Origin of the sequence: Cyanobium sp. BA20m-p-22, from assembly GCF_024346275.1 — a bacterium.
Lineage (GTDB): Bacteria > Cyanobacteriota > Cyanobacteriia > PCC-6307 > Cyanobiaceae > Cyanobium_A.
Map to the genome: position 1 here is coordinate 1 of NZ_JAGQCQ010000073.1, position 12658 is coordinate 12658.

At 65.4% G+C, this 12658-nt stretch carries 16 protein-coding genes and 1 pseudogene; 11 read left to right on the top strand and 6 right to left on the bottom strand.

Annotated elements, in window-relative coordinates; genetic code table 11:
• The 3 genes from psbQ to pstS all read left to right on the top strand — a co-directional run.
• On the top strand, positions 1–283 hold a 283-nt coding region (psbQ, locus tag KBZ15_RS08260), incomplete at its 5' end, for a photosystem II protein PsbQ (RefSeq protein WP_396123420.1).
• A gap of 35 nt (positions 284–318) precedes the next feature.
• The gene (locus tag KBZ15_RS08265; protein ID WP_255014719.1) at positions 319–1398 is read left to right on the top strand and encodes an FAD-binding oxidoreductase; all 1080 of its coding nucleotides are present in this window, start codon (positions 319–321) and stop codon (positions 1396–1398) included.
• Positions 1399–1462: 64 nt separating this feature from the next.
• The gene (gene pstS, locus KBZ15_RS08270; protein ID WP_255014720.1) at positions 1463–2461 is read left to right on the top strand and encodes a phosphate ABC transporter substrate-binding protein PstS; all 999 of its coding nucleotides are present in this window, start codon (positions 1463–1465) and stop codon (positions 2459–2461) included.
• A gap of 33 nt (positions 2462–2494) precedes the next feature.
• On the opposite strand, the gene dnaK is transcribed toward pstS, so the two are convergent.
• Positions 2495–4405, bottom strand: coding sequence for a molecular chaperone DnaK (gene dnaK / locus KBZ15_RS08275; RefSeq protein ID WP_255014721.1), 1911 nt, complete (start codon positions 4403–4405; stop codon positions 2495–2497).
• A 112-nt stretch (positions 4406–4517) separates the two neighbouring features.
• Between dnaK and KBZ15_RS08280 the strand changes: the two genes are divergently transcribed.
• The 4 genes from KBZ15_RS08280 (at position 4518) to KBZ15_RS08295 (ending at position 6810) form a co-directional block, all read left to right on the top strand.
• On the top strand, positions 4518–5447 hold the full coding sequence (locus KBZ15_RS08280) for a shikimate dehydrogenase (protein ID WP_255014722.1): 930 nt from the start codon (positions 4518–4520) through the stop codon (positions 5445–5447).
• Between the two features lie 28 nt (positions 5448–5475).
• Complete coding sequence (locus tag KBZ15_RS08285) at positions 5476–5937, top strand: Tic20 family protein (protein WP_255014723.1); 462 nt, start codon at positions 5476–5478, stop codon at positions 5935–5937.
• A gap of 77 nt (positions 5938–6014) precedes the next feature.
• Positions 6015–6377: a 30S ribosomal protein S6 gene (gene rpsF / locus KBZ15_RS08290; RefSeq protein WP_255014724.1), complete on the top strand. Its 363-nt coding sequence runs from the start codon at positions 6015–6017 to the stop codon at positions 6375–6377.
• A gap of 82 nt (positions 6378–6459) precedes the next feature.
• Complete coding sequence (locus KBZ15_RS08295) at positions 6460–6810, top strand: hypothetical protein (RefSeq protein WP_255014725.1); 351 nt, start codon at positions 6460–6462, stop codon at positions 6808–6810.
• Here the strand turns inward: KBZ15_RS08295 and KBZ15_RS08300 are convergent.
• Positions 6807–8009: an argininosuccinate synthase gene (locus KBZ15_RS08300; protein ID WP_255014730.1), complete on the bottom strand. Its 1203-nt coding sequence runs from the start codon at positions 8007–8009 to the stop codon at positions 6807–6809. The genes KBZ15_RS08295 and KBZ15_RS08300 overlap by 4 nt on opposite strands.
• Before the next feature lie 16 nt (positions 8010–8025).
• Positions 8026–8235 (bottom strand): hypothetical protein, encoded by a 210-nt coding sequence (locus KBZ15_RS08305; RefSeq protein WP_255014726.1) that lies wholly within the window; start codon positions 8233–8235, stop codon positions 8026–8028.
• 59 nt (positions 8236–8294) lie between these two features.
• Here KBZ15_RS08305 and KBZ15_RS08310 point away from each other — a divergent pair, with 59 nt between their 5' ends.
• The 3 genes from KBZ15_RS08310 to KBZ15_RS08320 are packed head-to-tail and all read left to right on the top strand — an operon-like array spanning position 8295 to position 9924.
• Complete coding sequence (locus tag KBZ15_RS08310; RefSeq protein WP_254930519.1) at positions 8295–8570, top strand: DUF3134 domain-containing protein; 276 nt, start codon at positions 8295–8297, stop codon at positions 8568–8570.
• Between the two features lie 38 nt (positions 8571–8608).
• The gene (gene mraY / locus KBZ15_RS08315; RefSeq protein WP_255014731.1) at positions 8609–9664 is read left to right on the top strand and encodes a phospho-N-acetylmuramoyl-pentapeptide-transferase; all 1056 of its coding nucleotides are present in this window, start codon (positions 8609–8611) and stop codon (positions 9662–9664) included.
• Positions 9665–9687: 23 nt separating this feature from the next.
• The gene (locus KBZ15_RS08320; RefSeq protein WP_255014727.1) at positions 9688–9924 is read left to right on the top strand and encodes a hypothetical protein; all 237 of its coding nucleotides are present in this window, start codon (positions 9688–9690) and stop codon (positions 9922–9924) included.
• Between the two features lie 23 nt (positions 9925–9947).
• On the opposite strand, the gene KBZ15_RS08325 is transcribed toward KBZ15_RS08320, so the two are convergent.
• Complete coding sequence (locus tag KBZ15_RS08325) at positions 9948–10109, bottom strand: cytochrome B6 (protein ID WP_254930516.1); 162 nt, start codon at positions 10107–10109, stop codon at positions 9948–9950.
• Positions 10110–10230: 121 nt separating this feature from the next.
• Here KBZ15_RS08325 and KBZ15_RS08330 point away from each other — a divergent pair, with 121 nt between their 5' ends.
• Complete coding sequence (locus KBZ15_RS08330; protein ID WP_255014728.1) at positions 10231–11199, top strand: LCP family protein; 969 nt, start codon at positions 10231–10233, stop codon at positions 11197–11199.
• A 118-nt stretch (positions 11200–11317) separates the two neighbouring features.
• On the opposite strand, the gene KBZ15_RS08335 is transcribed toward KBZ15_RS08330, so the two are convergent.
• Positions 11318–11629 carry a hypothetical protein gene (locus KBZ15_RS08335; RefSeq protein ID WP_255014729.1) on the bottom strand — a complete coding sequence of 104 codons (312 nt, stop codon included), beginning with the start codon at positions 11627–11629 and terminating at the stop codon, positions 11318–11320.
• Positions 11630–11714: 85 nt separating this feature from the next.
• Positions 11715–12658 (bottom strand): annotated as a pseudogene (locus KBZ15_RS08340) (excinuclease ABC subunit A); the annotation flags it as partial.

The following is a 12658-nucleotide window of genomic DNA, read 5'->3' on the forward strand; positions in this document are numbered from 1 at the left end:
AAATGATCGCAACTGGGTCTTCACCGCCAACTTGATCCACGGCCCGATGCAGGAAGTGGGCCGGGAAATGAGCTACATCAACCAAAGGCTGCTGCCCGCCGACCGCCCCGAGGCCGAGAAGCGCGCCTCAGCCTTGAAAACAGCCTTTGCCCAACTCGATGAGGCCGCCAAGCTCCAGGACGGCGACAAGCTGCGCAAGGCCTATATCAAGGTGGCCAGTGGCTTCGGCCTCTACGCCCAGGTGCTGCCTGCCCAGGTGCAGCAAGACCTGAAACAGGCCTGATCCAGCCAAGCCCCAGGGCCACCAGTCCGCGCTCGGTGATTGTGATCGGCGCGGGCCTGGTGGGCCGTTCCTGCGCCTGGCTGCTCCAGGGCCGTGGCCACCAGGTGCAGCTGCTCGATCCCTGTCTAAACGGGGCCCCCGATCCAACCGCAGGCAGCTGGGCCGCCCTGGGGGTTGTGATGGCCCACGTGTTCCAGCGCAGCAGTGGCCGGGCCTGGCGGCTGCGCCAGCGCAGCCTGCACCTCTGGGGCCGCTGGCGCCAGGAGCTGGGGGAGCATGGCTGGCCGCTGGCCTGGCAGCCAGGGCTGCTAATCCTGGCCAGCAGCCCCACCGACCTGGAGCGCCAGCAGCGGCTCCAATTCGAGCGCCAGCGCCAGGCCATCCCGCTGGAGCTCTGGAGCCGTCAGCGGCTCGCCGACCTGAGCCCAGCCCTACCGGACGGGGCCATCGGCGGGCTCTATTCCCCCGCCGACGGCCAACTGGATCCGGGCCCGGCCCTGCAGGCGCTGCTGGGGGATGGGCGGAGGCTCGGAATCCAAACCTGCGGGGAGGCAGCCGCAAGGCTGGAGCGCCGATCCGGCCAGTGGACGGTGCACACCCAGGCCGGCCAGGCCCTGCAGGCCGAAGCAGTGGTGCTCTCGGCAGGGGTGGCCAGCGCCGGCCTGCTGAAACCGCTCGATCACTTCCTGCCCCTGGAGCCGGTGCTGGGCCAGGCCCTCGAGCTCGAGCTTCCCCCTGGCACCCACTGGGGCGCCAGCCCGGCCTGGCCAGGCGCCGTGGTGTGGCAGGGGCTGAACCTGGTGCCACGCCCCCCCAGCCAAGCCCAGGGCGAGCGGCTGTGGCTGGGGGCAACCCTAGAGCCGGGCTGCCGGGCCGATCCAGACGCCCTGGCCGCCCTGCGGGAACTAGGCGGCGCAGCGCCCACCTGGCTGCGGCAGGCCCAGCTGGTCAGGCACTGGCAGGGCCACCGGCCCCACCCGATCGGTCGCCCGGCCCCCTTGCTGGAACAGCTGGAACCTGGGCTGGTGCTGGCCAGCGGCCATTACCGCAACGGCCTGCTGCTGGCGCCAGCGACGGCGGAGTGGGTGGCGCAGCAGCTGGAGGCCCCTTCTTAATCAAGCCCTAACCTGCCCGGCTTGGCCTGACCCTTGGCCACCAAGCCCACTCCAGCTGCCCCTCATGGCCCTCATCCGTTTTGGTTCACGCGCAATGGTGGGGGCAGCCCTCGGCCTGGTTGGCCTCAGTGGTTGCGGCGTATCCCCCGGCGGGGGCACCAGCCAAATCCTGCAGGCGGCAGGAGCCAGCTTTCCGGCGGGGCTCTACCAGCGCTGGTTTGCAGACCTGGCCGCCAGGGAACGGATCCGGGTCAACTACCAGTCGGTGGGTTCCGGCGCCGGCGTGCGCCAGTTTGAGGCAGGCACGGTGGATTTTGCCGCCAGTGACAAACCCCTAGATGCGCGCGAGGCCGCAAAGATCCAGCGAGGGGTGGTGCAACTTCCACTCACCGCAGGCGCCATCGCCGTTGCCTACAACCTGCCCAGCTGCAGCCTCAAGCTCAGCCAGGCCCAACTGGTGCAGATCTTCGAGGGCAAGATCACCAACTTCCAGGAGCTCGGCTGCGCCAACCAACCAATCCAGGTGGTGGTGCGCTCCGATGGCTCCGGCACCACCTACAACTTCACCAATTCCCTGGCCGCCTTCAGCCCCAGCTGGAAGAACGGGCCCGGCGTCGGCAAATCGGTGAATTGGCCCACCGGCGTGGGGGCCAAGGGCAACGAGGGAGTCGCCGCCACCATGCTGCAAACCAAGGGCAGCATCGGCTACGTGGAAGCGGCCTATGTGCGGGGCGTGCTGCAAGCCGCCGCCATCGCAAACCGTAGCGGCAGCTTTGCCCTACCCGATGCTGCCGCTGCCAGCCAGGCCCTGGCCACAATCGACCTTGGGGCCGATCTCACCGGCAGCGATCCGAATCCCAGCGCCGGCTACCCGATCGTCACCTTCACCTGGGTGCTGCTCTACCGGAGCGGCAACGGCGCAAAACTTGCCGCCCTTCAGCGCACGATCAATTACGCCCTCAGCGATGGCGCCCAGCGCCAGGCCCCTGGGCTCGGCTACATCCCACTACCAGCGGGCGTGGTCACCAAGGCGAAGGCAGCCCTGGCCGGCGTGGGAGCCTGAGGCCAGGCTCCCTCTTCATCAAGCCCTAGGGCCCTATTTGCTCTCGGTGAACTCGGCGTCGATCACGTCGTCACTGGCCGCGCCGCTGGCCCCATCGCTGGCGGCAGCGTTGCCGTTGCCACTAGGGGTGGCTCCGGCCGCGCCGGCCTGCTGGTAGACGGCGGCACCGGCGGCATAGAGGGCCTGTTGCAGGGTTTCGAGTTCCGACTTCATGGCGTCGAAATCTTCCTTGGCAATGGCCTCCTTGAGCTTGGTGGAGGAAGCCTCCACCTTGGCCTTGTCCTCGGCACCCACCTTGTCGCCCAGCTCGCCAAGTTGCTTTTCGGCCTGGTAAACGAGGGTTTCGGCCTGGTTCTTGGTGTCAATACGCTCGCGCTTCTCCTTGTCGACGCTGGCGTTGGTTTCGGCATCCTTCACCATCTTCTCCACCTCGTTTTCACTGAGGGTGGAAGCGCCGGTGATCGAGATGCTCTGCTCCTTGCCGCTGCCCTTGTCCTTGGCGGTGACGCTGAGGATGCCGTTGGCATCGATATCGAAGGTGACTTCGATCTGGGGCACGCCCCGGGGAGCAGGCGGGATGCCGTCGAGGCGGAAAGTGCCGAGCGACTTGTTGTCGCTGGCCATCTCGCGCTCGCCCTGGAGCACGTGGATCTCCACGTTGGTCTGGCCGTCCACCGCCGTGGAGTAGGTCTCGGACTTTTTGGTGGGAATGGTGGTGTTGCGCGTGATCATCTTGGTCATCACCCCACCGAGGGTTTCCACCCCCAGGGAGAGCGGTGTGACATCCAGCAGCAAGATGTCCTTCACCTCACCTGCCAGCACGCCACCCTGGATGGCGGCCCCCACGGCCACTACCTCGTCAGGGTTGACAGTTTGGTTGGGGTCCTTGCCGGTGACCCGCTTGACCAGCTCCAACACCGCGGGGATGCGGGTGGAGCCGCCCACCATCACGATCTCATCGAGTTCGGCCGACTTGAGCTTGGCGTCCTTGAGGGCCTGCTCCACCGGCACCCTGCAGCGATCAATCAGCTTGGAGGCCAGCTCTTCAAACTTGGCGCGGGTGAGGTTGAGGTCGAGGTGCTTGGGGCCCTCGGGAGTGGCGGTGATGAACGGCAGGTTGATCTCGCTCTGGGTGGCACTGGAGAGCTCGATCTTGGCCTTCTCGGCAGCCTCGGTGAGGCGCTGCAGGGCCTGCTTGTCCTGGCGCAGGTCAATGCCCTCATTGGCCTTGAAATTGTCAGCCAGATAGTCGACGATCACCTTGTCGAAGTCATCGCCGCCCAGGTGGGTGTCACCGGAGGTGGAGAGCACTTCGAACACGCCATCCCCCACTTCCAGCACCGACACGTCGAAGGTGCCGCCGCCCAGGTCGAACACCAGGATGCGCTCATTGCTCTTGCGGTCGAGGCCGTAGGCAAGGGCCGCCGCAGTGGGCTCGTTGATGATGCGCAGCACCTCGAGGCCGGCGATCTTGCCGGCATCCTTGGTGGCCTGGCGCTGGGAGTCGTTGAAATAGGCGGGAACGGTGATCACCGCCTGGGTGACGGTTTCACCGAGGTATTTGCCGGCGTCTTCCGCCAGCTTGCGCAGCACCTGGGCACTCACCTCCTCGGGGGCAAACTGCTTGTTCAGCACCGGGCACTTCACCTTGACGTTGGAGCCCGCCTTCTCGACGCCGTAGCTCACTTCCTTCGACTCTTCGTTAACCTCATCAACCCGACGGCCGATGAAGCGCTTGACCGAATAGAAAGTGTTTTCGGGATTCATCACCGCCTGACGCTTGGCGATCTGGCCCACCAACTGATCTTGGTTTTTGGTGTAGGCCACCACAGAAGGGGTCGTGCGGAACCCTTCGGCGTTGGCTATCACAGTTGGCTTGCCGCCCTCCATCACGGCGACACAGCTATTCGTAGTGCCGAGGTCAATACCAACAACCTTGCCCATGGATTCCCACCTCCTTGCGGTGAATGAAACGATCTGGAAACATCTTCAGCAACCAGGGCCTTTCCAGGCGAGGTGTGGTTCCCGAACAGGCCCAAGCACCGCCCCTTTCGCCATGACCCCATCGATTTCCGGACACACTGCCCTAGCTGGGGTTCTGGGGAACCCGGTGCACCATTCCCTCTCGCCGGCCATGCACAACGCCGCCCTGGCGGAGCTGGGCCTTGACTGGGTGTACCTGGCCATGCCCGCCGCCGCCGACCAGCTGGAGGCGGTGTTGCGGGGGCTGGAGGCCGTCGATTGCCGCGGCCTCAACGTCACCCTGCCCCACAAGCAAGCCGTTGCCGGGCTGTGCCGCACCCTCTCACCCCTGGCCGAGCGGCTGGGCGCGGTGAACACCCTGGTGCGCCATCCGCAGGGGGGCTGGCGGGGCGACAACACCGATGTGGCTGGTTTCCTGGCTCCCCTGCGGGCCGGCGGGCGCGACTGGCAGGGCAAGCGGGCCGTGGTGCTGGGCTGCGGCGGCAGTGCCCGGGCCGTGGTGGCCGCCCTGGTGGAGCTGGGTTGCGGCAGCATCGAGGTGGCTGGCCGCAACGCCGCCAAGCAGCAGGCCCTCCTGGCCAGCTGCCGCAGCTGGGCACCCCAGGTCGAGGCGCTCACCTGGCAACCCCAAAGCACCCAGCCCTGCCAAAGCACCGGGCTAGAGAGCGCCCTAGCCGAGGCCCGCCTGGTGGTCAACACCACTCCGGTGGGCATGGCCTCAGCCAGCGACCCAGGGGCCGCCGGCCGCTGCCCACTCAGCCCCGTCGAGCTGGAGGCGCTGCCGCCGCAAAGCTGCGTCTACGACCTCATCTACACCCCCCGTCCCACTGCCCTGCTCGCGGCCGCCGCCGCCCGGGGCTGCGAAGCCCTGGACGGCCTGGAGATGCTGGTGCAACAGGGGGCCGCCGCCCTGCGCCAGTGGAGCGGTATCGAGGTCGTGCCGGTGGCGGCGATGCGGGCCGCGGCCCTGGCCCAACTCTCCCCACCAGGCACCGGCCCTTAGCCTTGGCGAATCCGGCACCACCCAGGCCATGCAGGCTCCCCCGATCTGGCAAAGGCTGCTGGCAGCCCTGGCCTACCTGCTGCCCTGGAGCGACGCCTTCCCCTTCGGCCGCAACCTGTTTGGCCTGTTCCCGGCCCTGCAGTGGCTGGGGGTGCCGATCCTGCCCATCGCCCTGCTGGAGCAGGCGGTGCCCTTTGGCGGCCTAGTGCTGTTCTTGGTGCTGTTCCTGGCGGTGGTGCGCAACAGCCGGGTGCCCTACCTGATCCGCTTCAACGTGCTCCAGGCGATCCTGGTGGACATCGTGATAGTGCTGATCAGCCTGGCCTTTCAGGTGTTCCAGCTCAATTCCCTCGACTTCATCGGCAAGACCCTCAGCAACACGGTCTTCCTGGGCGCCCTGGTGCTGGTTTCCTTCGCGGTGGTCCAAAACCTGCGGGGCAAGGATGCCGACATTCCCAGCCTGTCTGAGGCGGTGCGAATGCAGCTGTAAGGTGATGGATCCGTCGCCGGTGGGCCCCAGCCCGCTGGCCGCTGCCCCAAACCCTGAGGCGCCAACCCCAAGCGACCATGACGCAGCCCTATTACGAGACCATGTACATCCTTCGTCCGGACATTCCGGAGGAAGAGGTGGAGAGCCATGTCACCAAGTACCGCGATCTGGTCACCGAATCCGGCGGCGAGGTGCTGGATTGCCAGATGCGCGGCAAGCGCCGGCTCGCCTACACGATCGCCAAGCACCGCGAAGGCATCTACGTCCAGCTCAACCACAACGGCGACGGCCAACAGGTGGGCCCACTCGAGCGGGCGATGCGGCTCTCCGAGGACGTGATTCGCTATCTCACGGTCAAGCAGGATGGGCCCATGCCCGCTCCCCGCACCCTGCCAGGGGCCGCCAGCGAAGCTGCCCCGATGGAACCGGCACCAGTGTGATTCGGCTCGCGAGCTGACACGCAATTCGGACCGGGATCTGGCCCAGCTTGTAATGCTTCCCGCAGAAGCGTAACCTCGGGCCATGGAGCCGGATCCCAGCCAAATCGAACCGGATACGCTGGGGCTATCTCCCCAGCAACTGGAGCGGGAGCTGGCCAGAACCCGGGAGGAGCTGCAGGCGATGCAGGCCCTGCTCGAAGACCTTCCCAACGTTTTTGAGAACAAATTCCGGCAGCGGCTGCAGCCCCTGCTCGAGCAGCAACAGCGGCTGCTCAGCGAAAATACCGTGCTGCGCCAACACCTGCATCAACTCCAACCTGGCGTCGGCGCGGCTCCCCAACCAGTGCTGCTGCCGCAGCAACAGGAAAGACCCCGGCTGCGCCGGGCCCTGCGCCACGCCTTTGGACTGGCAGACCAGAGCAGTGCTGCCTAGCGCCGGCGGGCAGCCCAGAGGCGGGTGGGCAGGCCCCAGACATAGATGAAGCCCTCGGCAGCCCGGTGGTCGAACTGATCGCCGGCGTCGTAGGTGGCCATGGAGGGCACGTAGAGGCTGTCGCTGCTACTGCTGCGCCCCACCACGGTGGCGTTGCCCTTGTGAAGCCTGATCCGCACGGTGCCATTTACCGCGATCTGGGTCCGGTCGATGAAGCCATCGATGGCGTCCTTGAGCGGCCCATACCAGAGGCCCTGATACACCAGGTCGGCCCACTGCTGCTCGAGCTGGCGCTTGCTGCGCAGCACATCGGCCGCCAGGGTAAGGCTCTCGAGCTCCTGGTGGGCCTTGATCAGCAGCAGCAGCCCAGGGGTTTCGTAGATCTCCCGGCTCTTGATGCCCACAACCCGGTTCTCGATCATGTCGAGCCGGCCGAAGCCATGGCTGCCGGCCAGGGCGTTGGCGCGGCGGATCAGGCTCACTGGATCGAGGCGAACCCCATCGATGCTCACCGGGTTGCCCTGCTCAAAACCGATCTCCACCAGCTGGGGCTGATCCGGAGCCGCATCCACACTCACGGTGAGGGCATAGATCTCCTCGGGCGGCTCCACGTTGGGGTCTTCGAGGGGGCCGGCCTCGATCGAGCGGCCCAGCAGGTTGAGGTCGATCGAATAGGGCGACTTCTTGCTCACCGGCGAGGGGATGCCGCAGCGCTCGCCGTAGGCGATCGTTTCCTCCCGGCTCATGCCCCACTCCCGCGCCGGCGTGAGCACCTTGAGATCGGGGGCCAGGGCGCCGATAGTCACATCGAAACGCACCTGGTCGTTGCCCTTACCGGTGCAGCCGTGGGCCACCGCATCGGCACCCACCTCGCGGGCGATCTCCACCAGCCGGCGGGCGATCAGGGGCCTGGCCAGGGCCGTGCTGAGGGGATAGCGCCCCTCGTAGAGAGCATTGGACCGGATCGCCGGGAAGGCGAATTCGGTGATGAAGGGTTCGATCAGGTCAGTCACAATCGACTGGCTGGCACCGGACTCGAGCGCCTTGCGGCGAATCGGCTCCAGCTCATCCCCCTGGCCCAGGTCGGCCGCGAAGGTGATCACCTCCTCCACGCCCCATTCCTGCTTCAGATAGGGGATGCAGACGCTGGTGTCCACCCCACCGGAATAGGCCAGCACCGCCTTCTTAGCCCGACCCATCCAGCCACTCCCGTGCTCAGTCATTCAATTCTCCCCTGTCGGGGTCGGGCAGGGACCAGTGGGTGAGCAACCACAGCCCCAGGGCCAGCGGCGGCAGAAGCACCAACAACCACACCAGGGCAGGTTGCAGGGGCAAGGGCGCCGGCCAGCGCTGACCCGCTGCAGCCAGCAGGGCACTGAGGGCCAGGGCCAGACTCCAGAGGCGCGCCACTCCAGCCAGTTTCATGAATTCCATCCTCTACACCGCTATGGTGATGGATTGGACTTGTCAAGCGCAGCCCCTTCATGAGCAACCTGGCAACCAGTGGCAGTAGCCGGCTCGACAGCATCAACCCTTCGCTGACGCGCTACGGCCGCAGCGAGCCGGCACCGGTGCTGCCCCTGCGAGATGAGCCCGACCTGCTGAGCTGGCTGGAGAGCAGCGGGCGCCTGGTGGCTGACGAGGAAACCGCCAGCACCGACGTGAGCACGGTGGAAGAGGAGGAACTCTCGGCATTGATGGGTGAGAAAGAGGACTACAACAAGGACGACGAACAACAGGACGAAAACTGGGAAGACTGAAGTTGGTGGTGGTGTCTCCAGGTTCCGGCAGTCAGCCCATGGCCTTGCTGCTCGGCGGCATCCTGCTTCTGGCCTGTCTGTTGAGCGACTGGCACAGCCGCTCCCTCCAGCTCTCCGCGCCGCTGCTGCTGGCCGCCCTGGTCAGTGGAGGCGTCACCGCCTGGGGGGTGCCGCGGCTGCAGCGGCTCAAACTGGGCCAGGTGATCCGGGAAGAGGGTCCCCAGGGCCACAGGATCAAGGCGGGCACTCCCACCATGGGGGGCCTGCTGGTGGTGCCCGTGGGCGTCCTGGTGGGCGGCCTGATCACACCAGGCGATCCGCGCCTGGTGGCGGTGGCGGCCGTCACCCTGGCCTTCATGGCAATCGGAGCCATTGACGACTGGCGCAGCCTCACCCGCCAGACCAACAAGGGCCTGACCGCCCGGGCCAAGCTGCTGCTGCAAGCCCTTGCGGCCACGCTTTTTCTTATCTGGGCTGGCCTGGGCCAGTGGCTGGGCGGGGCCGATGCTGGGGACATCGCCCTGCCCCTGGGTTGGGTGCTGCCGATCGGCTTGCTGATCTGGCCCCTGGGCCTGTTTGTCTTCATGGCCGAAAGCAACGCCACCAACCTCACCGATGGGCTCGACGGCCTGGCGGCAGGCTGCGGCGCCGTGGTATTCACAGGCATGGGGCTGCAACTGATGCTGCGCGGCCACGGGGGCGATGCCTCCCTGGCGGGCTTCTGCGCCGCGATGGCCGGCTGCTGGCTGGGCTTTCTGGCCCACAACCGCCATCCGGCCCGCCTGTTCATGGGCGACACCGGTTCCCTGGCGATGGGGGCAGCCCTCAGTGCCGTGGCCCTGCTTGCCAACAGCCTCTGGCCGCTGTTGCTGATGGGTGGGGTCTTCCTGGCGGAATCGCTGTCGGTGATCCTGCAGGTGTGGGTGTTCAAGGCCACCAAAGACCCAGCCACCGGCCAGGGCCGGCGCCTGTTCAAGATGGCCCCTCTGCACCACCACTTCGAGCTGGGGGGGCTGGGCGAGCAAACCGTGGTGATCCGTTTCTGGATCGCCAGCCTGCTACTGGTGGGACTGGGTTTGGTGCTGCTGCCCTGAACCCTGCCCCCTCCCCCGATCCCATGGCCTACTTCACCTGGAAGGACACCGGCCTCAGCTCAGACTGCGCCAGCCTCTCTGCCATGGCCGCCCGCTTTGAAGAGGCGGCCGCCCTGATGCGCCGCATGGCTACCGAGGGTTTCCAGCTTGAGCGGCACAGCGACGGCCAACACATCACCCACCCGGATCCCAGCGTGTTTGAGGCCTACGGCTTCATCAACGAGGAATCACCCGTACGCCAGCTCACCCTGCTGAACTGAGCTGGCAACGCCCAACCTGGGGATCAGTTGCGCCGCAGATAGCCCACCACCCACACCACCACAAAGGCCAGGGAGGAAAGACCCAGGTAGATCAGGGCCCATTTCTGCAATGTGGCAATGTCCCAGCCAAACAGCAGGCCATTGGCCGCGTCGCCGGCTGTACTGAAACCCAAAGGCCAACCCATCTGCGTGTCCCTGGATAGAAGTCAACCATTCTGATTGTGCCGGGTGCCAACCATCTCTGCGGCCCTCAGCGCCTGGTGGGCAAGGGATTTGGCCCTTATGGTGCATTCAGCAAAAGCAACCATGAGCCAGGCCCCACTCCGCCAGCGTCGCAGCGACGGCGACAGCCGCAGCGCGCCTGGGGTGACCGACCTGCGCAGCCGCCGCAAATCCCCCCAACCGGCCAAGCGGCGCCGGCCGCCCCTGCTGCCCTTTGCCCTTGGGATTGCCCTGGGCTACGGCCTGGCTGGCCCCCTGCCCCAGCTAGCCACGGGAGCCATGGCCGCCCTGCTGCAAGGGCCCCAGCAGCTCAGCGGGCTGATCAACCCCTTCGCCTTCGCCAACCGTCGCATCTTGGTGATCGGCACCGACAAGGTCGGCGAAAACACCGATGTGATGTTCACGGTGCAGCTCAAGGACGGCACCACCCAGCTCACCCAGGTGCCCCGGGACACCTTCGTGGAGTCGAGCGAATTCGGCATCGTCAAAGCCAATGCCCTCTACGCCTTCGGCGGCATGGATGCTCTGAAGCAGGAACTGGCCAACCTGCTGGACGCCCCGGTTGATCGCTATGTGCGGGTGAACCTGCGGGCGGTGGAGCACCTGGCGGCAGCCCTCGGTGGCGTCGAAGTGGATGTGCCCAAGCGGATGTACTACGTCGACAACGCCCAGAACCTCTACATCGACCTCTATCCGGGCCGCCAGGTGCTCAGGGGGGAGCAGCTCGAGGGCTTCCTGCGCTTCCGCCACGACGAACTGGGTGACCTGGGCCGGATGGAGCGGCAGAAACTCGTGCTGGCCGAGGTGTTTCGCAAGCTGGCCCAGCCAGCCACCCTGACCCGCCTGCCCGAGCTGCTCAAGGTTGCCGGCAACGACATCAAGACCGATCTCTCCCCTCTGGAGCTGGGCCAGCTGGTAACGGCCATGGCCAGCACCAAGCTCAGCACCGGCCAGTTACCCGGCCGGCTGTTCTGGCACAACGATCTGAGCTACTGGATGCCCGACGCCAATAGCGAATACGCCGGTGTTGCCAGCCAAGAACCGGAACCCTGATCTTCCCTCGGTTCAACGAGACCCTGGGGGAATATCAATAAAATTCAAAGAAAAGGGCTTGTCTATGTTCCCAAGCCCAGAATTTGCCCTGATCAAAGATCTAACTATTGAGAGCGCGCTATTGGGAAATAAAATTAAAGCATTCAGCGGCCCGCTCTTCCGGCTTGCCGGAGAAACCACCAGGTTCAGGCACATGGGCCATCAGCACGTCGGCAACAAAGCGATCCGATGACTCCTTGGAGTCCCAAATTGCCACAATCAACACACCACCATCGACTGCTCCAGCTGCGTGATGGAGCTGCCCCTTTGGCAAGCCACCCTTTGGATGAACAGCTGCGACTTCATCCCGATACTGCTGTTCCGTCGCACCTGGCCAGAAATGGGTAAGGATGTAAGCCATTAGCCAATGGAAAAATAATAACTCCACCATAGTAGCAACCCTGGCAAAGCAATTATGACTTCGTCATAAATAATATTGTTGTAACAGGATGACGTAATCCTTAGACCCTCTCTTATCAGGCCAGCACCAGCTCCGGCGGATGCTGCTCCAACACCTGCTTGAGATAGCGGCCGGTATGACTGGTGGGATGCTCAGCCACCTCTTCTGGGGTGCCACAAACCACGATCTCGCCCCCCTTGTCGCCACCTTCGGGGCCCAGATCAACGATCCAATCGGCACAGCGGATCACATCGAGGTTGTGCTCAATCACCAGGATCGAGTTGCCCTTGTCTACTAGGCGCTGCATCACATCCATCAGCTTGTGCACATCAAAAAAGCTCAGGCCGGTGGTGGGCTCGTCGATCAGGTAGAGGGTCTTGCCGGTGGCCCGCTTGGAGAGTTCAGTGGCCAGCTTGACCCGCTGGGCCTCACCGCCGGAGAGGGTGGGTGCCGGCTGGCCCAGCTTCACGTAGCCCAGGCCCACATCCACCAGGGTGCGCAGCCGATCGGCCGCCTGGGGGATAGCTGAGAACACATCGGCGGCCTGCTCCACCGTCATCTCCAGAACATCGGCGATCGTGTGGCCCCTGTAGGTCACCTGGAGGGTTTCGCGATTATAGCGGGCCCCCTTACAGACATCGCACTGAACATAGACATCCGGCAGGAAGTTCATCTCGATCACATTTACGCCCTGGCCGCCGCAAGCCTCACAGCGGCCACCCTTGACGTTGAAGCTGAACTGCCCCACCTGATAACCCCGGGCCTTGGCCTCCACCGTGGCCGCAAACACCTGGCGAATCGGATCAAAGGCTCCGGTGTAGGTGGCGGGGTTGGAGCGGGGGGTGCGCCCGATCGGCGATTGGTCGATCACGATCACCTTGTCGATCGCCTTGATGCCGCGCAACTCCCCCAGGCCGGCCGGGAAGGGCACCTTCATACCCAGCTGGTGCTCCAGCGCCGGATGCAGCAGCTCGTTCACCAGGGTGCTCTTGCCGCTACCGCTCACGCCGGTGACGCACA